Raw genomic sequence first — 21,152 nt, forward strand, 5'->3', positions numbered from 1 at the left:
CCGAAGATTAACCGGTCCGGCCGACACCGAGCGCCGGACTCAGAGTGATTCGGGGTCGTCGGTGAACGCGCTGCTCACCTCGGCGCACAACTTCAGCGCCTCCCGGCTCCAGGACCCGTCGGCCCCCGCGAGTCCGCAGGCAGGAGTCACGGCAACCTGGGTCCGCAATGTGGTACGCGGAAATCCGAGGCGGTCGATCAGCGTCACCGCAGGTCGGGCCAGCTCGCGCCACGTGGCCGGAACGGCGGGGGCGACGGTGGGGACGAGCCCGAGTGCGAGCTCCTTACCCGCGTCGAGCAGCTCCCCGATGCCGTCCAGGTCGGCGGAGGTCAGCTGTGCCACGTCCAGACCCACGGCCACTGCGGTGCTGCGTCGCAGGAGGTCGGCGGGAAGACTACCGGCGCAGCAGTGGACCATCGTGGCACCGCCGGATCCGGTGAGCGTGGTCTCGAGCACGGCGAGAGCCTCCGGTTCCGGCATCGCCCGCACGGTCTCGAGCCGGGTACGTCCGGACAGTGTGCCCGCGAGCACGGTCGGCAGTCGTGGCTCGTCTAACTGGATCAGCACCTGCGTGCCGAGACGACGGGTGACCTCGGCGGCGTGCCGTGCCAGACCCTCGCCCAGCGATTCGGCGAAATCGCGCACCGCCCCGGGGTCGGTGAGAACACGCCGGCCGGTGCCGAGTTCCACTTCGGCCGCCAGAGTCAGGGGGCCCACCGACTGCACCTTCACCACGTGATCGGCGCCGACGAGGCCCGCGGTCTCCCACGCCTCCTCCAGCGCGTCGAGGTCCTGATTCAGCAGGTCGGCTGCCCGCTTGGCGACGGACCCGCGCCGCTGCACCACGCGGTACGCCGTCGTGGACACGTCCAGTTGCAGATCCACCAGCAGCGCGCAGGCGCGGCCGATCATGTCCGCACCGAGCCCGCGGGCGGGGAGTTCGACGAGGTGCGGGAGCCGGCCCAGTTCGCCGAGCACGATCGTGGCGGCTTCGCGCGGATCCGTTCCCGGCCACGAGCCGACGCCGGTGACGGCTCCGGCCAGTGAGATACCCTGCGTCACTGCGTGTTCGGACGCGCGTCGGTGCCCGAGATGGTTCCGCTGCCCAGCACGATGTCGCCTGCCGGGTCGGTCCGGTACAGGACGACCGCCTGCCCCTTCGCGACACCGGTGAGCGGTTCGCGCAGCGAGATACGGATACCGCCGTCAACCGCTTCCGCGACCGCTCCGGCGAGTCCGCCGTGCGCGCGCACCTGGACGGTGCACTCGACCGGTCCGACCGGCGCGCTCCCGGACGTCCACACGGCGCGATCCGCGGTGATCGCGTGCACCTCGAGGTTGCGAGCGGAACCGACACGGACGGTGCCGGTGTCGGGTTCGATCGACGTCACGTACCGCGGCTGCCCGTCGGCTGCGGGCCCCTGGACGCCGAGGCCCTTGCGCTGGCCGATCGTGAACCCGTGCACGCCTTCGTGTTCCGCGAGTACCTCGCCCGAATCGGCATCGACCACGCGGCCCGGACGGACACCGATGCGGGCACCGAGGAACGCGCGGGTGTCGCCGGACGGAATGAAGCAGATGTCATGACTGTCGGGCTTGTTCGCCACGGCGAGACCGCGTTCGGCGGCCTCCTCCCGGATCCGGTCCTTCGGGGTGTCACCCACCGGGAACATCGCCCGCGACAGCTGCTCGGCGGTGAGCACACCGAGCACGTACGACTGATCCTTGTCCGCGTCGACGGCCCGGCGCAGCACGCCGTCCTCGAGCTGCGCGTAATGGCCGGTGGCCACCGCGTCGAACCCGAGGGCGATCGCCCGATCCGCGAGCGCCGCGAACTTGATCTTCTCGTTGCACCGCAGGCACGGGTTGGGGGTTTCGCCTGCGGCGTAGGACGCCACGAAGTCGTCGATCACGTCTTCCTTGAAGCGGTCGGCGAAATCCCAGACGTAGAACGGGATTCCGAGCACGTCCGCGGCCCGCCGCGCATCGCCGGCGTCTTCCTTGGAGCAGCAGCCCCGGGATCCGGTCCGCAGCGTGCCCGGCTCGGCGGACAGCGCGAGGTGCACCCCCACCACGTCGTGCCCGGCAGCGACTGCCCGAGCCGCCGCCACGGCGGAATCGACACCGCCACTCATGGCCGCCAGTACTCGCATCAACGATCCCCTCCACGTGCTCCGACACCGGCGAGCCCGGCGGCGCGGGCCCGCTCGACAACTTGCGGCAGTGCCGCGACGACTGCATCCACGTCCGCGACCGTCGACGTGTGCCCGAACGAGAACCGCAGCGATCCCCGCGCGGTCGCGGAGTCGACGCCCATCGCGATCAGGACGTGGCTCGGGCGGGCGACCCCGGCGGTGCACGCCGATCCGGTCGAACACTCGATCCCGGCGGCGTCGAGCAGCATCAGCAGCGAATCGCCTTCACAGCCGGGGAATGTGAAGTGGGCGTTTCCCGGCAGCCGGGCGCTGCCGACCGGCCCGTTCAGCACGGCGCCGGGGACGACCTCGCCGACGCGCTCGATCAGGCGGTCGCGCAGGTCGGTCAGTTCCGCGGCACGGGACGCGAGGTCTGCGGTCGCGTCCTGCAACGCCGCCGCCATGCCGACGACACCCGCCGTGTCCGGGGTGCCCGACCGCAGGTCACGTTCGTGTCCCCCACCGTGCAGCAGTGGCACGCACGGCACCTGCCGACCCAGCAGCAGCGCACCGACGCCCTGCGGTCCTCCGACCTTGTGCGCGGCGATGCTGAGCGCGGACAGCCCGCTCGCCGCGAAGTCCACGGGAACGTGCGTGACGGCCTGGACGGCGTCGCTGTGCATCGGCACGTCGAACTCTGCCGCGACCGCGGCGAGTTCGGTGATCGGCATGATCGTGCCGACCTCGTTGTTGGCCCACATGATCGTGACGAGCGCCGTCTCGTCCGCATGGACCGCGAGTTCGTCGCGCAGCGTCTGCGGGGACACCCGGCCCAGCTCGTCCACGGGCAGCCAGGTGACCTGCGCACCCTCGTGCTGCTCGAGCCACTCGACGGCGTCGAGTACCGCGTGGTGCTCGACGGAGCTGGCGAGAATCCGCACCCGCGCGGGATCGGCGTCGCGCCGTGCCCAGAAGATGCCCTTGACCGCGAGGTTGTCGCTCTCGGTGCCACCGGAGGTGAAGATCACCTCGGACGGTCTGGCGCCGAGGTCGGCGGCGATGGACTCGCGGGCCTCCTCGATGCGACGGCGGGCGGCCCGTCCGGAACCGTGCAGCGAGGACGCATTGCCCACGGTGCTGAAGATGTCGGTCATCGCCCGGACGGCTTCGGGCACCATGGGAGTGGTGGCTGCGTGGTCCAGGTAGACGGGGTGATCGGCACTGCGGGCAGAGGTCATGACGTGACCAGGATAGCTCAGGCGACGAGACGCTCCGCCGCCTCGATGCCCGCAGCAGCCGTCCCGGCGGCCCCCTGCAGCGGATCGAGGATGTCGTGCGCTGCGAGATCGATCAGTTCGGTGCCGCGCGCCGCGCGTTCACATCGCGCGGCGAGATCCCGGCGGGACTCCCCCGGATACTCGATCGGCGCGAGCCGGACCTCGGCGGTGACACCCTTGTGCCGGATGATGCGCCGGATCGACTGCCCGATCGTCTCCTCACCCACGAAGCACGGCCCGGTCGTCAGTTCCCCACCCCGGGCGGTGTAGCGCAGCGAGATCGGCTGGACCGGGCATTCGGCGTCGATCGCCGCCTGGAACAGCGCCGGCCGGAAGCCGCCGTACGCCCGTCCGCACCACGTGGTGCCTTCGGGGAAGACGACGACCCGCTCGCCGGCGCGCAGCCTGCCCGCCGTCGTCGCCACCGTGTCCGGGAGTGCCCGCAGGTTCTGCCGGTCGATCGGGACGACCCTCATCCGCCGAGCGAGTGATCCCAGCACCGGCCACTCCAGCAGATCCCCGCGGGCGACGAAGTTCGCCGGGGCGAGGGCGCTGAGGACCAGCACGTCGGTCCAGGACACGTGACCCGCGACCACGAGGATTCCGCCGGAGTGGCGGCGCTTTCCGCGGTGATCGACGACGACGAGCCGAATTCCCACGCAGCGCAACAGGATCGCCGCGTACCGTCGTTGCAGACCGGTCCGCCACGACCGGGGCAGCAGCCACCCTGCCGTCAGGAGCGGCGCCGTGGCCAGCGCCGACAGCACGAGACACCACCGGGCGACGACGGTGGGGGCGGACACGCCGTCCGCCTCGTCCGGCAGGCATCCCGCGCCGCACGGACTCGACGGCATCCAGGAGTGCACGGTCACCGCACCCGTGTCGGATACGGCGGTGCTCACGCCGACGCCCCGGCCTCGAGCGTGGCCGACGCCGAACGCAGGCGCTCGAGGTACCGCTTGTTGGCGCCGTGCAGCCCCTGCAGAGCAACGAAATCGGCGACACCGAACTCCGGATCGTGCGCGGGCTCGCCGCACACCTTGGCGCCGAGGCGCAGATAACCCCGCAGCAGCGGCGGCAGGGCAGGCCTGGCGGGCGGCTCGATCTCGTCGAGGGAACGTCCGTCGACGTGCACCGGGTTCCGGGGGACGGCCCGCGCCGCCGGATCGTTGGCGTACTTCCGGAGCAGCAGGTCGCGCACTCCGCGCACGTTGGAACCTGCCACGGCGTCCGGATGCTCCTGCATCGGCACCGAGACGCAGCCCATGACCCATTCGTATCCGGTCAACTGCAGGTAGTGGAGGATCCCGGCCCACATCAGGCTCAGGACGGAACCGGAGCGGTGGTCGGGGTCGACGCACGCGCGCCCCATCTCGACGATGCGGTTGCCGACGGGGTCGAGTGCGGAGATGTCGAATTCGGTGGCGGTGTAGTAGCCGCCGGCCTGGGCGGCGGCGTCGGGCGGGAGCATGCGGTAGCAACCGACGAAGTCGCCGGTCTCCTCGTGGCGGACGAGGAGGTGGTCACAGAAGTCGTCGAACCGGTCGGCGTCGAGGGCGTCCGCGTGGGTGGGAACGGAGAATCCGGGTTCGGAGGCGAACACGCGGTAGCGCAGGCGCTGGGCGGCCACGCGATGTTCGCGGTCGGAGGAGACGACCAGGGAGTATCTGGGCGCGGTTACAACAGAATCGGCGGTCTCACCCGGTGCGCGGAGAACAGACGAAGTTGTCATGGCGCAGGTTTACCGAGCAGGGGCGGCGTGGGGGCATCGCCCGGGTGTCGTGTCGATGCAGCCCCGATGAACGACGGACGATACGACGGCGGCCCCGCCCCCTCGGAAGGGAAACGGGGCCGCCGTCGGCCGAGATCAGCCCTTGTGGGTCTTGACAGCCTCGGTGAGCTGCGGAGCGACGTTGAACAGGTCGCCGACGATGCCGAAGTCCGCGATCTCGAAGATCGGGGCTTCCTCGTCCTTGTTCACGGCGACGATGGTCTTCGACGTCTGCATGCCTGCACGGTGCTGGATGGCACCGGAGATGCCGAGCGCGATGTACAGCTGCGGGGAGACCGTCTTACCGGTCTGACCGACCTGGAACTGGCCCGGGTAGTAGCCCGAGTCGACCGCGGCACGCGAGGCACCGACAGCGGCACCGAGCGAATCGGCGAGCTCCTCGACGACGGAGAACTTGTCGGCGCTGCCGACACCGCGACCACCGGAGACGACGACCGTCGCCTCGGTGAGCTCGGGGCGGTCGCCACCGACGATCGGATTACGCGAGGTGATCTTGACGGCGCCCTCGTCCTGAGCGGGAACCTCGACGGAGACCTTCTCGCCTGCGCCTGCTTCGGGCTTCGCCTCGATGGCACCCGGGCGGACCGAGATGACCGGGACGTCGCCGTTGGCCTTCGCGTCGACGGTGAACGCGCCACCGAAGATGGAGTGCACGGCGCTGCCGTCGGACTTCACGTCGACGACGTCGACGAGCAGGCCGGAGCCGATACGGGCAGCAAGACGTCCGGAGACCTCCTTGCCCTCGACGCTCGCGGCGGTGATGACCGCGGCCGGGGCGGCCGACTCGACGAGGGACGCGAGCACGTCGACCTTCGGCGTGACCAGGTAGCCGTCGATGTCGTCCGACTCGGCGACGTAGATCTTGGCCGCGCCGGCGGCGGCGAGGCCCTCTGCCAGCTTGTCTGCGGTGCCGGCGGGACCGGTGACCACTGCGGCCGGCTCACCGAGCGCGCGAGCGGCGGTGATGAGTTCGGTGCTGACCTTCTTCAGCGCACCCTCTGCGTGCTCGACGAGCACCAGTACTTCTGCCATTGTCCAACTCTCCCTGTGTGTGTCTGCTGGTCTCTAGAGGGGCGCGATCAGATGATCTTCTGGCCCACGAGGTAGGCAGCGATCTTGCTGCCGCCGTCGCCCTCGTCGACGATGCGCTCACCAGCGGTACGCGGGGGCTTGGGGGTGGAGGCGGTGACGGTGGTGCCTGCGTTGGCGACACCGACGGTCTCCGGGTCGACGCCGAGGTCTGCCAGCGTGTAGACGAGAACTTCCTTCTTCTTCGCGGCCATGATGCCCTTGAAGGAGGGGAAGCGGGGCTCGTTGATCTTCTCGGTGACGCTGACGATGGCCGGCAGGCTCGCCTCGAGGCCGAAGACGCCCTCGTCGGTCTCGCGCTCACCGGTGACGGTGCCGTCGGTGACCGTGAGCTTGCGCAGCTGCGTGAGCTGCGGGATGCCCAGGTACTCGGCGATGATGGCCGGGACGGCGCCGACGCGACCGTCGGTGGCCTCGTTGCCGGCGATGATCAGGTCGGCGGGCTCTTCGTTCTCGAACGTGATCTGTCCGAGCGCCGCGGCCAGGGTCCACGCGGTCTGCACCGCGTCGGAGCCGTGGAGGGCCGGGTCGTTGATGTGCACTGCCTTATCGGCACCCATGGACAGGGCCTTGCGGATGGCGTCGGTGGCGCGGTCCGGACCTGCGGAGAGGACGGTCACCTCGCCGCCCTGAGCCTCCTTGATCAGGAGCGCTTCTTCGACGGCGCGCTCGTTGATCTCGTCGAGCACTGCATCGGCGGCCTCGCGGTCAAGCGTGTAGTCACCGTCGGTCAGCTTGCGCTCGGACCACGTGTCGGGGACCTGCTTGATCAAAACAACGATGTTCGTCATGGGTCTTCGTCGACCTCCTGTGTGTTCTTGCGTGGTGAGTTGCTCCGCGTGGGCCGAGCTCTCGTCTTCGATATTTCGTCGCACGATTGCTCTGCGACAGATTACCCCACGTTAAGTTACCCGTCAGTAACTTGCGTGAAAGTCTCGTTCACCATAACGGCCGAAAGCGCATTTCATCCCTGTGATGTAGACCACCTGGACGAGCGACCTTGCCGGTGGCACTAACCTCGCAGCGGTGAGCGAATCATTTGTCGGCGACCGCGAGGACGCACCGCTGCCCGCGCTCGGTCACGAGCAATTGCCATCGACCGGAGACGAGCACCTGCCCCTCACGGGCGAACGGACCGTGCCCGGAATCCCCGAGGAGAACTACTGGTTCCGGCGTCACGAGGTGGTCTACCGCGACCTCCTCCCCCGTTGCGCGGGACGCAGAGTGCTCGAGGCCGGATCCGGAGAAGGCTACGGCGCCAACATGATTGCCGATGTGGCGCAGCACGTCACCGGCCTCGACTACGACATCTCCGCGGTCGAACACGTCCGCGTGCGGTACCCCCGCGTCGAGATGCTGCACGGCAACCTCGCGGAGCTTCCACTCGGCGACGGATCCGTCGACACCGTCGTCAATTTCCAGGTGATCGAACACCTGTGGGACCAGGCGCAGTTCCTGCGCGAGTGCTTCCGGGTGCTGACGCCGGGAGGGGAACTGCTCGTCAGCACACCCAACCGGATCACGTTCTCGCCGGGCCGCGACACACCCCTCAATCCGTTCCACACCCGCGAACTCGACGCGGCCGAGCTGACCGAACTCCTCGAAGAGGCCGGATTCACAGTGGCCCTCATGACCGGTGTCCATCACGGCGATCGACTGAAGGCCCTCGACGCCAAGCACGGCGGCTCGTTCATCGGCGCGCAGATCGATCGCGCACTCGCCGGTGAACCCTGGCCCGAAGAACTGACCCGCGACGTCGAGGGCATCACCGTCGACGATTTCGCACTGCACGAGGGCGACATCGACGACAGCCTCGACCTGGTGGCCGTCGCAGTGAAGGATCCTGTTCGGTGACCGAATCCCACAACCGCACCGGAGCGGGCGACGCGACGGAACCGGGCATGTTCTGCCTGGTCCTGCACTCTCACCTGCCCTGGCTCGCCAACCACGGCCGCTGGCCGGTGGGCGAGGAGTGGCTGTACCAGTCGTGGGCGGCGTCGTACCTCCCCCTGACCGCGATGTTGCGGCGACTGTCCGACGAGGGCCGTTCTCACCTGCTGACCCTCGGCATCACCCCCGTTCTCGCAGCTCAGCTCGATGATCCGCACTGCCTCGCCGGAATGCACCACTGGCTCGGCAACTGGCAGATACGGGCACACGAGGCTGCCGGGATGCCCGACGACGCGCACCGCGACCTCGGTGCGCGCGAGCACCGCGCCTCCGCCGCCGCACTCGCCGACTTCGAACTCCGCTGGCGTCACGGCGGCTCACCGGTACTGCGCGACCTCCTCGACCGTGAGGCGTTCGAACTGCTCGGCGGTCCCCTCGCCCACCCGTTCCAGCCGCTGCTCGACCCCCGGTTGCGCGCCTTCTCCCTCCGCGAGGGACTCGCCGACGCCACCGCGCGATGGAACTGCACCCCGACAGGTATCTGGGGGCCCGAATGCGGGTACACCCCCGGCATGGAGACCGGATACGCGGAAGCGGGCGTCAGCCATTTCATGGTCGACGGTCCCGCGCTGCGCGGCGACACGTCGCTCGGCCGGCCGGTCCGCGCGTCCGACGTCGTCGCGTTCGGGCGCGATCTGAAGGTCAGCTACCGCGTGTGGTCGCCGAAGTCCGGCTATCCCGGGCACGGCGCCTACCGCGACTTCCACACCTACGACCACGCCACCGGCCTCAAACCCGCCCGGGTCACCGGCCGCACCGTCGACTCCGCCGACAAGGCACCGTACGACCCCGAACTCGCGACTGCGGCGGTCGACCGGCACGTGGCCGACTTCGTCGACACCGTCCGCAGGCGGTTGCGCGACGAATCCGCGCGCATCGGACGTCCCGCGCTCGTGGTCGCCGCGTTCGACACGGAACTGTTCGGGCACTGGTGGCACGAGGGTCCCGAATGGCTCGAGAAGGTGCTGCTCGCGCTGCCCGAGGCCGGAGTGCGGGTCGGCACCCTCGACGACGCCCGACGGCAGGGCTACGTCGGCGAACCCGTCGAACTCGAGAACTCGTCGTGGGGGTCCGGCAAGGACTGGCGGGTCTGGGCCGGCGACCCGGTCTCCGACCTGGTGCAACTCAACGCGGAGGTGGTCGGGACCGCACTCGACACCGTCGACAAGTCCCGCGACGCCGACGCCGCACCGGGGCGTCCCGCGCTCCGGAACCGCGTGAACGATCAGATCCTGCGAGAGGCACTCATGACGGTGTCGAGCGACTGGGCATTCATGGTGAGCAAGGACTCGGCGGCCGGATACGCCCGCGACCGGGCGCACAAGCACGCGCACGCCACCCGCGAGATCGCGGCCGCGGCCGCAGCGGGCAAGGACACGGCCGCGATCCGGCTCGCGGAAGGATGGAACCGCGCCGACGGCCTGTTCCCCGGGCTCGACGCGCGGCGACTGCCCGCCGGGGACCACCGGCTGCCGGACACCGAGGGAGGGGCGTCGTGAAAATTCTGATCGTGTCGTGGGAGTACCCACCCGTCGTGGTCGGCGGACTCGGCCGCCACGTGCACCACCTCGCTACCGAACTCGCGGCAGCGGGACACGAACTGGTGGTGCTGTCGCGCCGGCCGTCGGGCACCGACGCCTCCACCCACCCCACCGTCACGCACATCGAGGACGGCGTCCTGGTGGTCGCCGTTGCCGAGGACCCCGCCCATTTCGTGTTCGGCGAGGACATGCTGGCGTGGACACTCGCGATGGGACACGCGATGGTGCGGGCCGGTGTCGCCCTGCACAAGCCGGGTGTCGGGGAGGGGTGGCAGCCGGACGTGGTGCACGCCCACGACTGGCTCGTGGCACACCCCGCCATCGCGCTGGCCGAATTCTACGACGTCCCTCTGGTTTCCACGCTGCACGCCACCGAGGCGGGGCGGCACAGCGGCTGGGTGTCCGGCCGGATCAACCGCCAGGTGCATTCCGTCGAATGGTGGCTGGCCAACGAATCCGACGCCCTCATCACGTGTTCCGCGTCGATGGAGGAGGAGGTGACCACACTCTACGGTCCGCAGCTCCCGCCGATCACGGTGATCCGCAACGGAATCGACCTCACCACCTGGAATTTCCGTGAGCGCGCCCCGCGATCCGGGCCCCCCAAGTTGCTGTTCGTCGGCCGCCTCGAATACGAGAAGGGCGTGCAGGACGCCATCGCCGCGCTCCCCCGCATCCGCCGCAGCCACCCCGGGACGACGCTGTCGATCGCCGGGGAGGGCACCCAGTTCACCTGGCTGTATCAGCAGGCCCGCACCCACCGGGTGGCCCGCGCCGTGAACTTCCTCGGCAACCTCGACCACATCGAACTGCTCGGCTGGCTCCACGGCGCCGACGCGATCGTCCTGCCCAGCCGGTACGAACCGTTCGGCATCATCGCGCTCGAGGCCGCCGCCTCCGGAACCCCGCTCGTCGCGTCCACCGCCGGCGGCCTCGGTGAAGCGGTCGTCGACGGGGAAACCGGCATGTCGTTCCAGCCGGGCGACGTCACCGGACTCACGTCCGCGGTCCGGGAGGTCCTCGACGACCCGGCCGCGGCGCAGCAGCGCGCGGTGGCCGCCCGCGACCGTCTGACCGCCGACTTCGACTGGCACAAAGTGGCCGAGGACACCGTCCACGTCTACGCAGGCGCCAAACGCCGTGTGCGGCACCCGCTGGCGAGGCCCGAGATTCCCGAGCGTCCGCTGCCCGGCCGCTGACCCGGGGCGAATGTATCGTCCGGTGCCTCGGAGGCGGTTTCAGGTAGTCGATACGCCGAACGGTACATTCGCCTCAGTCACCGCGAGCCCGACGGATCCGGATCGGACCCCGTGCCGATCCCGGATCCACCACGGCGCCCTTCTGTGTGACGTCGACTTCTCCCGCGTCGGCCAGTCGCCGCGCGGCCCGGCGAACCGGTTCCATCAGTGGCCGCCAGTCGTCCGGGGCGACGGCGCGGGCGACATCCGACGGGCAGATGCTCGCACTGTCCGCCCGGGCGTCGAGCAGTGCCCGGATGCTGTCCTCGAGTTCACGTTCGGACGCGGCCATGGATCCGACTATGCCACCGCGGTCAGTTCTCCTGCGCCGCCTTCTTCCGGGCGATGTCTTCGAGGGCCGCAATGTACTTGGCCCGCTCGGATGCGCCGGCGTCCCACTCGGCCTTGCGGTTCTTCACCGCCTTGGCGGGTGAGCCGACGGCGATGCTGAAGTCCGGGATGTCGCCCTTCACGACGGCGTGCGCGCCGAGGACGCAGCCCCGCCCCACCCGCGTGTTGCGGAGAACCGTGACCTTGGCCGCCACCCACGTGTCGGGCCCGATGCGGACGGGGCCCTTCACGATGCCCTGATCCTTGATCGGGACGTTCACGTCGTCCATGCGGTGGTCGAAGTCGGTGATGTAGCACCAGTCGGCCACGAGCGTCGAGGCGCCGATCTCGATGTCGAGATACGTGTTGACGACGTTGTCCTTGCCGAAGACCACCTTGTCGCCGATACGCAGGGACCCCTCGTGGCACCGGATCGCGTTGCCGTCGCCGATGTGCACCCAGCGGCCGATCTCGAGCCGCGACAGGTCGGGGGTGGAATGGATCTCCACCCGCTTGCCGAGGAACACCATTCCGCGCAGGATCACGTGCGGGTTGGCCAGCTTGAACTTCGCGAGGCGGTAGTACCGCACGAGGTACCACGGCGTGTAGGCCTTGTTCGCCAGCACCCACCGCAGCGAGTCTCGTGTCAGGAAGCGGGCCTGCTCGCTGTCACTCCGCCGGGATCCTCGCCACCTCGTACGCAACGGTGCGCCCCACATGCTCGTCATAACCTGTCAGCCTACGTTCACGCCCCACATCCCCGTCCGGGTGTGTCCGGACGCCGACACCGCCATCGGGGTGTGCCGATCGGAGCGGCGTCGGCGGGATAGTCTCTGGGCCGAGCGTTATCGAAGACGAGGAGATGTAATGCGGCGGGTCCTACGTTCGTCAGTACTGGCGCTGGCGACGATCTCGGCTGTCGTTCTCAGCGGCTGCAGCAGCGGAACGCAGGTCGACGACATCTTCTCCGCAGGCGGGTGGCCCGGCATGCACGCCGACGCCCGCAACAGCGACACCAGCCCCGTCACCGGTTCCCGCGACATCTCCTTCGCCTGGTCGCGTCCGCTCGGCGGTCCGGTGGCGAACTATGCGTCCGTCGCCGCCAGCGGCCAGATCTTCATCACGGCCCGCACCGAGAAGGGCTGCAACCTCTTCTCCTACCAGATGGACAGCGGACGCAAGCGCTGGTGCCGTCAACTCGCACCCGGCGTCGTGGCGTCCACACCCATCGTCGACGGCGCCGCCAACGTGTACGTCGGCGAGAACGGCGCCATCAACTCGTTCAACGAATACGGCCAGCTGCGTTGGCGCACACCGGTGGTCGGGACCCCGCTGTCGGCGCAGTTCACCGGCGACGGCAACCTCCTCTTCATCACCCAGCTGGGCCAGATCAACGTCGTGAACACGCAGAACGGCCAGAAGGTCGTGGCGCCGTACGACCTGATTCCCCCGCCGTCGGTCGCCGACGGCGCGAACGTGGACATCCTTCCCGACGACAAAGGCCTGAGCGGCTGTTTCTTCGGCTCCCCCGATTGCCCGGTGGCCAACATGCCGGCCATCGACCTCGAGTCCGGCAAGTTCTACTTCACGTTCTTCGCGCCCGGCGCGCCCCAAGCTGAACTCGTCGCGATGAAGTACTCCGGCGGCGACAACCCCGCGATCACCCAGGAATGGTCCAGCGACACCCTGCCGGGCGGCAGCGCGTCCAGCCCCGACCTGTCGGCCGACGGCTCCGTCGTCTACGCCAACGACAACTGGGGCACGTTGTGGGCGATCGATTCTGCGACCGGCGATCCGAAGTGGAGTCACGACATCGGGTACGCCGCAGCCGGTAGCCCGTCGACGTCCGCGGACGGTCTGATCATCCCCGCGGGCGGACCCGACGGCCACCTCCTGGCGCTGCAGGACAAGGGCGATCACGCCGAACTGGTTTGGGAGCGGAAGGATCTGCTGCAGCTCGGTGTCCCGGCGCAGACGGCCGGCTCCACCGGGTACGCGGTGGTCCGCGAGGGGACGGACGGACTGGCGATGCTCGCGTTCGACACCGGCACCGGCGAAACCCTCGATCAGGACACCCTGCCCGGGGCGAAGGGGTTCACGGTCGGTACGTCCATCGGGCCGAATGGTGAAGTCCTCACACCGACCCTGCTCGGGGAGCTGTTCGTCCTCCGCTGACCCGTGAGTACTTCTTAACCGCGGGCGGTTGACAAGTACTCACGGGCGCGAAGCGCAGATGAAGGCCACGCCGGCTCGGCCGACCCGGGTGATCACCACACTGAGCGAACGGCTTCCGCGCAATTTCAGCTTGGGTCGCAGAACCGCCGGATCGACGTCGACGCCGCGCACCAGGATCTCCACCACACCGCAGTCGTGACGGGCCAGCTCCTGCCGCAGCGACTTCTCCGAGTACTTCACCTGGTCGAGGATGCGGAAGCCCCGCACGCCCTCGGGAACCGAATCACCGGTGAGATAGGCGATCCGGGGATCCAGCTGCCACAGTCCGTGCCGGGCCGCGTAGTGTCGCACCAGACCCGCACGCACCACGGCACCGTCGGGGTCGACGATCCACTCCCCCGGTGCGCGTTCAGGGATCTCGTCGTCCTCGGCGTCGGTGACCGTCCACGCGGTTCCGTTGGAGCCGAGGACGCTCGCCCGCCGCGTGACGCCGGCACCGGACAGTCCCGGCGACCACAGGCACGCCTCGCGCACGCCGCCGTCGAGAGACACCACCTCGACCTCGCCGTCCCAGCCGAGCCGGTCGAAATCGAGTCCGGGAGCGCATTTCACCGCGAGATCCCGGCCGCGGTACGCGTCGATCAGGTCCGGTAGCGGCGGCTCGAGTGCGGCAGGATCGTGTGTGCGCCTTCCGCCGGACCGTCGCGCCGGATCCGCGAGCACGACGGTGCCGCGGGTACACGGGACGAGCGCGTCGGCGCGGAGAACCGTCGCCCCGGGCACGTTGTGTTGCGCCATCAGGAGCCGGACCGGGTCGAGGTCGCTGCCGATCACCGTGGCGGCCGTCCCGACCACCGCGTCCAGTTCGGCGCCGATGGAGCACGTGACGTCGTGAACGTCCCGGCCCGTCAGCCGCGTCGCACGGTGCACGGCGACAGCACGCGGAGTCGCCTGTTGCAGTGCGTCGTCGGTGAAGAACCAGGCCTCGGTGCCGGGGAGTTTGGCTCCCGCCTTCCGTCGCAGCAGCACGGTCTCGACCAGCATCGCGACGTGCGAGCCGAAACGCGTACGCGCCCGGCCGATGTCGGCCAGGCGCGTAGACGCGGTCAGTGCGAAACCGTCCACCTCCGCGAGAGCGGCTGTCCCCTCAGGGCTCTGCAGGAACTCCACGTCCCCGGGAGTGAACGCATAACCCAATTCAGTTGCCGGGCTTCACGCCGGTGATCATGACGTTGTAGAAGAATCCGCGCGGCACCACGTGCCGGAGAATCTTCTCGTCGACCCAGCTGAGTGTCTTCCATCCGGTGAACGCGAAACGCCCCCAGCCCCAGCCCAGCTTCTCCGGCGGCACCGCGGCCTCGAATGTGCGGACGGGCCATCCGAGCAGAGCGGCGGCGAATTCCTCGGTGGCCGCGTGAACCTGCTCGGCGCCTGCCGACTTCGCGATCTTCTCGAGGTCGCTGGGATCGAACGTGTGGAGGTCGACGACGGCCTCGAGCGCAGCGGCGCGCGAGGACTCGTCCAGTTCCGCCTGCGGGCGACGCCAGTCGGCGAGGAACGGCAACTTGGTGACCCGGGTGGTGGCCTCCCACGTCGCGCGGCCGAGCCAGCGGGCGTAGAAGTTTCCGATCGTGGTCGGCTCACCGGCGAAAACGAAACGCCCGCCCGGCTTCAGGACCCGCAGAACCTCGCGCAGCGACTGCTCGACGTCCGGGATGTGATGCAGGACCGCGTGACCCACGACGAGGTCGAACGTGTCGTCTTCGTACGGGATGGTCTCGGCGTCGGCCACCCGGCCGTCGACGGACAACCCCAGGCCCTCGGCGTTGCGCAGCGCGACCTTCACCATGCCGGGCGAGAGGTCGGTGACCGAACCGGTCTTCGCGACCCCACCCTGCATCAGGTTGAGGAGGAAGAATCCGGTGCCGCAGCCCAGTTCGAGCGCCCGCTCGTAGGGCAGCGGCTGATCGCCGGCGACGGCGTCGAAACGTCCGCGTGCGTAGTCGATGCACCGCTCGTCGTACGAGATCGACCACTTCTCGTCGTACGTCTCGGCTTCCCAGTCGTGGTAGAGCACCTGGGCGAGTTTGGTGTCCTTCAGCGCAGCCTCGACCTCTTCGGCGGTGGCGTGCGGATGAGGAGCGGGGTCGTCATGGGCGCTAGCAGTCATGCGGCAAATCCTACTCGCTGGTAAGAGTGAACAGGTTCTAGTTTCGGGCTCCAGACTACTCGCCCGTGAACTGAGCCTTACCTGGGCCGTTCTCGATGAACGATTCCATCCCGATCGTGCGGTCCCGGGTGGCGAACAGCGAGGTGAACAGCTGACGCTCCACTGCTAGCCCGGTACCCAGATCCACGTCCAGACCGTGGTCGACGGCAGCCTTCGCCGCGGCGAGCGCGCGGGGCGCGCCCTTCGTGAACTGCGACGCCCAGGTGCGGGCCGCCTCGTACACGTCGTCCGGCGCCACCACCTCGTCGACCAGACCGATCGCGAGCGCCTCCTCGGCGTCGACGAACCGTCCGGTGAACAGCAGGTCCTTCGCCTTGGACGGTCCGATCAGCCGGGCGAGGCGCTGGGTTCCCCCGCCGCCGGGAATGACGCCGAGCAGGATCTCCGGCACGCCGAGCTTGGCATTGTCGCCCGCGATGCGCCGGTCCGCCGACAGCGCGACCTCGAGGCCGCCGCCGAGCGCGTACCCCGTAATGGCGGCGACGGTGGGCTTCGGGATCTCGGAGACTGCCGCGAGGTCGGACTGCAGGTCGCCGATCACGTCGGCCATCTGCCCGAAGTCCATCTCGGACATTTCCTTGACGTCCGCGCCCGCGGCGAAGACCTTCTCACCGCCGTAGACGATGACGGCCTTCACGTCGGCGTTGACGGTCGCCTCCCGCGCCGCTGCCCGCAACTCCTGCTGAACCTGACGGTTCAGGGCGTTCATCGGGGGGCGCGCGAGCCGGATCGTGCCGATGCCTTCGGATACCTCGAGAGTGACAAACTCAGCCATGAGGCAAAAGGCTACTTGTCTGCCTCCGACCCGGTTTCGCGGCCCGCCGCATCGCGATCAGTCGCGGGACGCCCACGGATGCGGACCGGCTTCGTAGTAGCCGTCCTGTCCCGGGAACTCGACCCGCAGTTGCTCCTCGTCCGTGACGAGGGTCGGCAGGATCACCGGGATCTCGGGCTCCGCGGCCAGCACCTCCGCGACCGAACCGAACGCGCTGAGCGCCGTGAGCTGACTCCATGTCGGCGGCAGCAGAATGCTTCCGCCGCCCTGCCAGTGCGCGAGCGCAGCGGCGGGACTCTGCCACTGCACGTCCTCGGCCTCGGACGTCGCGCCGTCCGCGATCTGACCGTGCGGCGCGGCGGCGACGAAGAAACGCGTGTCGTAGCGGCGGCCCTCGCCGATCGGGGTGATCCAGTTGGCCCAGGGCCGCAGCAGATCGGCCCGCAGCACGAGGTTCTCCCGTTTCAGGAAGTCGCTGAACGACAGCTCACGCTTCTCGAGCTGGGTGCGGGCCTGCGCGTAGCGCGACGTGTCCGCCACGACCGTGTCCGCGCTCGGCCCCGCGAGAAGCACGCCGCATTCCTCGAACGTCTCGCGCACCGCCGCGCACACGAGGGCCTTCGCGCGCGCCGCATCGGTGGAGAAGCGCTCGGCCCACCAGTCGACGGGCGGGCCCGCCCAGTCGACCTCGGCTTCGGCATCCGACGGGTCGACCCCGCCGCCGGGGAACACGGTCATGCCGCCGGCGAAGGCCATCCCCTTGACCCGGCGGAGGAGGAACACCTCGATACCGGACCCCGCGACGTCTGCCTCGGCGTCACGGATGAGGATGACGGTGGACGCGTCCTTCGGTGCCACGTCGGTGCTGTCGCGGGGCGCCTGCTCTTGCTTCGAGACCATGACTCGGAACCTACGCCGCCGGGTGACGCGGGTCGCAGTCGGTCCCCCGCTGTGACCGCCGGTCCTCAGCCCCGCCGGTGCGCGCCGGGGACGCGGGTACGCCGCGCGAAGAATCGGCCGTCGACCCGGTCGAGGCTGATCGACTGGCTGAACGCCTCGCTCAGGTTCTCGGCCGTGATGACGTCGTCCAGGAGCCCCTGCGAGACCACCTCTCCCTCCTTGAGGAGCAGTGCGTGGGTGAATCCCGGCGGAATCTCCTCGACGTGGTGGGTGATGAGGACCGTCGCGGGGGCGTCCGGGTCGGCGGCGAGATCGGTGAGGCGCGCGACGAGTTCCTCGCGTCCACCGAGGTCGAGACCGGCCGCGGGTTCGTCGAGCAGCAGCAGTTCCGGGTCGGTCATCAGGGCACGGGCGATGAGGACGCGCTTACGCTCACCCTCGGACAGGGTGCCGTAGGTGCGCTCGGCGAGGTGCTCGGCGCCGAGGCTCTCGAGCATTTCGACGGCACGGTCGGTGTCCATGTCGTCGTAGCGCTCACGCCAGCGGCCGAGTACGGCGTAGCCGGCGGAGACGACGAGATCGGTGACGACCTCGTCGGACGGCACCCGATTGGCGAGCGCCGAGGAGGACAGTCCGATCCGCGGTCGAAGTTCGTTGATGTCGACGCGGCCCAGTCGCTCGCCGAGAAGGTAGGCGCTTCCGCTCGTGGGATGCAGTTCGGCGGCCGCGATCCGGAGCAACGACGTCTTACCTGCCCCGTTGGGTCCGAGGACGACCCATCGTTCGTCGAGTTCCACCTTCCAGGTGACCGGGCCCACCAGAGTGTTGCCCCCGCGGCGGAGGAGAACGTCGTCGAATTCGATGAGGAGATCAGGATCAGGTTCATGCACGGACCCATCTTCCCGCACATCTTCCGAGCATTCGCGGCAGGATCAGTTGCGTGTCGCCTCACATCGATTCGCACCCCGGCGCGATGCCCTCGCTCCCGCCGAGTCTGCGGCTGCCCGGATCCCCGTTTCCCCTGGGAGCGAAAGTGCGTGGCACCGGAACGCAGTTCGCGGTCCACGCCCCCGACGCCGAACTGGTACAGGTGTGCCTGATTTCGGAGGATGGCGCCGAGACCCGGATCGACCTGATCCAGCGGACGTACGGCATCTGGCACGGCATCGTCGAGGGCGTCGGCGCCGGACAGCGCTACGGCTACCGCGCCCACGGGAGCTGGGACCCTGCACACGGCGTGCGCCTCAATCCGGCCAAGTTGCTTCTGGATCCGTGGGCGAAGCGCATCACCGGCGAACTCGGCGACCACGACGCGCTCCTCCCCCACGACGGCGACCCGTTCGGTGGGCCCTCACGGGTCGACAGCCTGGGCCACACACCGCTGTCCGTCGTGACGGCCGACCACTCCCGCACGACCGGACCGCGGATCGAGAGGCCGTGGGAGGAAACCGTTGTCTACGAACTCCATGTGGGAGCGTTCACCGCACGGCACCCCGACGTGCCGCCGCAGTACCGCGGAACGTATCTGGGCCTCGCCGAACCCGCCGTCATCGGTCACCTCGTCCGCCTCGGGGTGACCGCCGTCGAACTGCTTCCGGTCCAGGCCCACGTCTCCGAAGCCACCGTGCGCTCACGGGGCATGCGCAATCACTGGGGGTACTCCACCGCAGCGTTCTTCGCCCCGCACCCGGGCTACGCGGCGGTGCCGGGCGAGGAGATCACCGAGTTCCACACCATGGTCGACGCGCTGCACGCCGCGGGCATCGAGGTGATTCTCGACGTGGTGTACAACCACACCTGCGAGCAGAGCGTCGACGGCATCAGCCTCAGCTGGCGCGGCCTCGACGCCCCCGGCTACTACCTCCTGGACGCGGAGGGCCACGACATCGACCTCACCGGGTGCGGCAACACCGTCGACGCACAGTCGCCCGTCGTCGTCCGGATGATCGGCGACAGTCTCCGCTACTGGGCGCACGACATGGGCGTCGACGGCTTCCGGTTCGACCTCGCCTCCGCTCTCGGCAGGCCCGGTGGAGGCCGATTCGATTCCCGCGCTTCGGTCTTCTCCGCGATCACCGCGGATCCTGTTCTCTCCCGCTGCAAGTTGATCGCCGAACCGTGGGACGCCACTCCGGACGGATATCGGGTCGGTCAGTTCGGCCTGCAGTGGTCGGAATGGAACGACAAGTACCGCAATACCGTTCGACGGTTCTGGAACGGCGACACCGGGGTACGCGACCTCGCCTCCCGGGTGGCAGGCTCGGAGGACGTGTTCGGCGCCCGGCGGCCGTGGGCGTCCGTCAATTTCGTGACCGCACACGACGGGTTCACCGCCGCCGACCTCGTGTCGTACGTCCGCAAGCACAACCAGGCCAACGGCGAGGACAACCGGGACGGCGCCGATCACAACGATTCCGTCGACCACGGCGTCGAGGGCCCGACCGACGACCCGTCGATCACCGAGGCGCGGTCTCGGCACGTCCGGGCCCTGCTGGCGACGCTGGCACTGTCGACCGGCACGCCGATGTTCACCGCCGGCGACGAATTCGGGCACTCGCTCGGCGGCAACAACAACGCGTACTGCGTCCCCGACGGCACTCCGCGTGAAGATTCCTGGCCCCTCGACTGGAGCGAGCGGGACACGACCCTCACCGCGTTCGTGACCCGCGCCCTCGATCTGCGTCGCGCCTCCCCCGCGCTCCGTCAGCCGGAGTTCTTCGAGGGCAGACGCACCCCCACCGGCCATCCTGATCTCGTGTGGTTCGGTGCGGACGGCGCGGAGATGGACGACGACGCCTGGCACGACGACTCCCGGCGCACCCTCCAGGCGTGGATCGACGGATCCGACATCCGCTCCCACACCGAGGACGGGCACGAACTGACCGACGACAGCTGGCTTCTCGTCCTCCACTCCGGCGGACCCACCGAGATCACCCTCGGCTGTCCCGAATGGTTCTACGGCACGGTGCTCGCCGAGTTCGACTCGGCGTCCCCCGACGGCGCACCCGCACCGGGCGGCCCGATCTCGGGCGACTCGGCGATCGCACTGTCGGGCCCCACGCTGCTCGTCTTCCGCGCAGTCGGGTAGATGAAGCCGATCCGCATCATCAGCTGGACGAGCGGGCCGATACCCAGCGCATAGACGACGGTGCCCACCCCGACGGTGCCGCCGAGCAGCCAGCCGGTGGCCAGCACCGTCACCTCGATCGACGTGCGGATCACGCGCACCGACACACCGGTTCGGGCCACCAGCCCCGTCATGAGACCATCCCTCGGGCCGGGGCCCATTCCCGCACCGATGTACAGCACCGTCGCGAGTGCGTTGAGGACGACGCCACCGAGCATCAGCGCGACCCTCACGTACAGGGAGTCCGCGGAATCCAGCAATGCCAGCGACGTGTCCACCGACACGGCCACGACCACGACGTTGGCGATCGTGCCGAAGCCCGGTTTCTGACGGATCGGAATCCAGAGCAGCAACACCACCACACCGGTCAGTGCGGTCACCGCGCCGAAGCCGAACGGAGTGCGACCCGCGACCCCCTGATGAAACACGTCCCACGGATCGAGGCCGAGTCCGGCGGTGATCATCATGGCCATCGAGAAGCCGTACAGCCACAGTCCGGTGAACAGGGCGAGGAGACGTCGAACGAGCATGACAGTCAGTGTGTCGTGAACTCCGGCCGCACCCCATAGCCATGACGTCGTTACTGGACTGTC

General features: G+C 69.2%; 19 protein-coding genes and 1 pseudogene. 5 read left to right on the plus strand and 15 right to left on the minus strand.

What is annotated here, in order from left to right; genetic code table 11:
* Positions 1-39 precede the first annotated feature (39 nt).
* The 7 genes from RJ1_RS06675 to RJ1_RS06705 all read right to left on the minus strand — a co-directional run bounded on the left by RJ1_RS06675 (position 40) and on the right by RJ1_RS06705 (position 7,084).
* On the minus strand, positions 40-1,062 hold the full coding sequence (locus tag RJ1_RS06675) for a methionine synthase (protein ID WP_073359185.1): 1,023 nt from the start codon (positions 1,060-1,062) through the stop codon (positions 40-42).
* Positions 1,059-2,153 (minus strand): tRNA 2-thiouridine(34) synthase MnmA, encoded by a 1,095-nt coding sequence (gene mnmA, locus RJ1_RS06680; RefSeq protein ID WP_073359186.1) that lies wholly within the window; start codon positions 2,151-2,153, stop codon positions 1,059-1,061. Before mnmA ends, RJ1_RS06675 begins: the two co-directional genes overlap by 4 nt.
* Positions 2,153-3,373 (minus strand): cysteine desulfurase family protein, encoded by a 1,221-nt coding sequence (locus RJ1_RS06685; RefSeq protein WP_073359187.1) that lies wholly within the window; start codon positions 3,371-3,373, stop codon positions 2,153-2,155. Before RJ1_RS06685 ends, mnmA begins: the two co-directional genes overlap by 1 nt.
* Positions 3,374-3,390: 17 nt before the next feature.
* Positions 3,391-4,314 (minus strand): lysophospholipid acyltransferase family protein, encoded by a 924-nt coding sequence (locus tag RJ1_RS06690; RefSeq protein WP_073359188.1) that lies wholly within the window; start codon positions 4,312-4,314, stop codon positions 3,391-3,393.
* Positions 4,311-5,144, minus strand: coding sequence for a GNAT family N-acetyltransferase (locus RJ1_RS06695; protein ID WP_073359189.1), 834 nt, complete (start codon positions 5,142-5,144; stop codon positions 4,311-4,313). Before RJ1_RS06695 ends, RJ1_RS06690 begins: the two co-directional genes overlap by 4 nt.
* Positions 5,145-5,279: 135 nt before the next feature.
* Positions 5,280-6,236 (minus strand): electron transfer flavoprotein subunit alpha/FixB family protein, encoded by a 957-nt coding sequence (locus RJ1_RS06700; protein ID WP_073359190.1) that lies wholly within the window; start codon positions 6,234-6,236, stop codon positions 5,280-5,282.
* A 47-nt stretch (positions 6,237-6,283) separates the two neighbouring features.
* Positions 6,284-7,084, minus strand: a complete 801-nt coding sequence (locus RJ1_RS06705; protein WP_073359191.1) for an electron transfer flavoprotein subunit beta/FixA family protein — start codon at positions 7,082-7,084, stop codon at positions 6,284-6,286.
* A 235-nt stretch (positions 7,085-7,319) separates the two neighbouring features.
* Between RJ1_RS06705 and RJ1_RS06710 the strand changes: the two genes are divergently transcribed.
* Genes RJ1_RS06710 through RJ1_RS06720 form a run of 3 tightly spaced genes read left to right on the plus strand, consistent with a single transcriptional unit; the run spans position 7,320 to position 10,983 of the window.
* A complete protein-coding gene (locus tag RJ1_RS06710) occupies positions 7,320-8,147 on the plus strand; it encodes a class I SAM-dependent methyltransferase (RefSeq protein ID WP_073359192.1) in 828 nt (275 codons plus the stop codon).
* On the plus strand, positions 8,144-9,742 hold the full coding sequence (locus RJ1_RS06715) for a 1,4-alpha-glucan branching protein domain-containing protein (protein ID WP_083400690.1): 1,599 nt from the start codon (positions 8,144-8,146) through the stop codon (positions 9,740-9,742). Before RJ1_RS06710 ends, RJ1_RS06715 begins: the two co-directional genes overlap by 4 nt.
* Positions 9,739-10,983 carry a glycosyltransferase family 4 protein gene (locus RJ1_RS06720; protein WP_073359193.1) on the plus strand — a complete coding sequence of 415 codons (1,245 nt, stop codon included), beginning with the start codon at positions 9,739-9,741 and terminating at the stop codon, positions 10,981-10,983. The genes RJ1_RS06715 and RJ1_RS06720 overlap by 4 nt, the downstream gene beginning before the upstream one ends.
* Before the next feature lie 73 nt (positions 10,984-11,056).
* Here RJ1_RS06720 and RJ1_RS06725 read toward each other — a convergent pair whose 3' ends face one another.
* A complete protein-coding gene (locus tag RJ1_RS06725) occupies positions 11,057-11,314 on the minus strand; it encodes a DUF3253 domain-containing protein (protein WP_073359194.1) in 258 nt (85 codons plus the stop codon).
* A 22-nt stretch (positions 11,315-11,336) separates the two neighbouring features.
* The gene (locus RJ1_RS06730; protein WP_073359195.1) at positions 11,337-12,080 is read right to left on the minus strand and encodes an acyltransferase; all 744 of its coding nucleotides are present in this window, start codon (positions 12,078-12,080) and stop codon (positions 11,337-11,339) included.
* A 139-nt stretch (positions 12,081-12,219) separates the two neighbouring features.
* On the opposite strand from RJ1_RS06730, the gene RJ1_RS06735 reads away from it, so the two are divergent.
* Positions 12,220-13,527 carry an outer membrane protein assembly factor BamB family protein gene (locus RJ1_RS06735; protein ID WP_073359196.1) on the plus strand — a complete coding sequence of 436 codons (1,308 nt, stop codon included), beginning with the start codon at positions 12,220-12,222 and terminating at the stop codon, positions 13,525-13,527.
* Between the two features lie 39 nt (positions 13,528-13,566).
* On the opposite strand, the gene RJ1_RS06740 is transcribed toward RJ1_RS06735, so the two are convergent.
* From RJ1_RS06740 to RJ1_RS06760, 5 genes are all read right to left on the minus strand, one after another.
* Positions 13,567-14,724: a THUMP-like domain-containing protein gene (locus tag RJ1_RS06740; RefSeq protein WP_073359197.1), complete on the minus strand. Its 1,158-nt coding sequence runs from the start codon at positions 14,722-14,724 to the stop codon at positions 13,567-13,569.
* A gap of 1 nt (position 14,725) precedes the next feature.
* On the minus strand, positions 14,726-15,697 hold the full coding sequence (locus RJ1_RS06745) for a class I SAM-dependent methyltransferase (RefSeq protein ID WP_073359198.1): 972 nt from the start codon (positions 15,695-15,697) through the stop codon (positions 14,726-14,728).
* 55 nt (positions 15,698-15,752) lie between these two features.
* Entirely contained in the window at positions 15,753-16,532 is a 780-nt protein-coding gene (locus RJ1_RS06750; RefSeq protein WP_073359199.1) for an enoyl-CoA hydratase/isomerase family protein, read from the minus strand.
* Between the two features lie 57 nt (positions 16,533-16,589).
* Complete coding sequence (locus RJ1_RS06755) at positions 16,590-17,432, minus strand: NUDIX hydrolase (RefSeq protein ID WP_073359200.1); 843 nt, start codon at positions 17,430-17,432, stop codon at positions 16,590-16,592.
* A gap of 65 nt (positions 17,433-17,497) precedes the next feature.
* Positions 17,498-18,322, minus strand: a complete 825-nt coding sequence (locus tag RJ1_RS06760) for an ABC transporter ATP-binding protein (RefSeq protein WP_073359201.1) — start codon at positions 18,320-18,322, stop codon at positions 17,498-17,500.
* A 50-nt stretch (positions 18,323-18,372) separates the two neighbouring features.
* Here RJ1_RS06760 and glgX point away from each other — a divergent pair, with 50 nt between their 5' ends.
* Positions 18,373-20,520 carry a glycogen debranching protein GlgX gene (glgX, locus tag RJ1_RS06765; RefSeq protein WP_073359202.1) on the plus strand — a complete coding sequence of 716 codons (2,148 nt, stop codon included), beginning with the start codon at positions 18,373-18,375 and terminating at the stop codon, positions 20,518-20,520.
* Between the two features lie 23 nt (positions 20,521-20,543).
* Here glgX and yczE read toward each other — a convergent pair.
* Positions 20,544-21,089 (minus strand): annotated as a pseudogene (gene yczE, locus RJ1_RS49225) (membrane protein YczE); the annotation flags it as partial.
* Positions 21,090-21,152 lie beyond the last annotated feature (63 nt).

This window comes from Rhodococcus jostii NBRC 16295 (assembly GCF_001894825.1).
Lineage (GTDB): Bacteria > Actinomycetota > Actinomycetes > Mycobacteriales > Mycobacteriaceae > Rhodococcus_F > Rhodococcus_F jostii.

Excerpts from the sequence above, each read along its gene's own strand:
- mnmA (WP_073359186.1), bottom strand. The coding sequence starts at position 2,153 with ATGCGAGTACTGGCGGCCATGAGTGGCGGTGTCGATTCCGCCGTGGCG.
- RJ1_RS06685 (WP_073359187.1), bottom strand. The coding sequence starts at position 3,373 with ATGACCTCTGCCCGCAGTGCCGATCACCCCGTCTACCTGGACCACGCA.
- RJ1_RS06695 (WP_073359189.1), bottom strand. The coding sequence starts at position 5,144 with ATGACAACTTCGTCTGTTCTCCGCGCACCGGGTGAGACCGCCGATTCT.
- RJ1_RS06700 (WP_073359190.1), bottom strand. The coding sequence starts at position 6,236 with ATGGCAGAAGTACTGGTGCTCGTCGAGCACGCAGAGGGTGCGCTGAAG.
- RJ1_RS06705 (WP_073359191.1), bottom strand. The coding sequence starts at position 7,084 with ATGACGAACATCGTTGTTTTGATCAAGCAGGTCCCCGACACGTGGTCC.
- RJ1_RS06725 (WP_073359194.1), bottom strand. The coding sequence starts at position 11,314 with ATGGCCGCGTCCGAACGTGAACTCGAGGACAGCATCCGGGCACTGCTC.
- RJ1_RS06730 (WP_073359195.1), bottom strand. The coding sequence starts at position 12,080 with ATGACGAGCATGTGGGGCGCACCGTTGCGTACGAGGTGGCGAGGATCC.
- RJ1_RS06735 (WP_073359196.1), top strand. The coding sequence starts at position 12,220 with ATGCGGCGGGTCCTACGTTCGTCAGTACTGGCGCTGGCGACGATCTCG.
- RJ1_RS06745 (WP_073359198.1), bottom strand. The coding sequence starts at position 15,697 with ATGACTGCTAGCGCCCATGACGACCCCGCTCCTCATCCGCACGCCACC.
- RJ1_RS06750 (WP_073359199.1), bottom strand. The coding sequence starts at position 16,532 with ATGGCTGAGTTTGTCACTCTCGAGGTATCCGAAGGCATCGGCACGATC.
- RJ1_RS06755 (WP_073359200.1), bottom strand. The coding sequence starts at position 17,432 with ATGGTCTCGAAGCAAGAGCAGGCGCCCCGCGACAGCACCGACGTGGCA.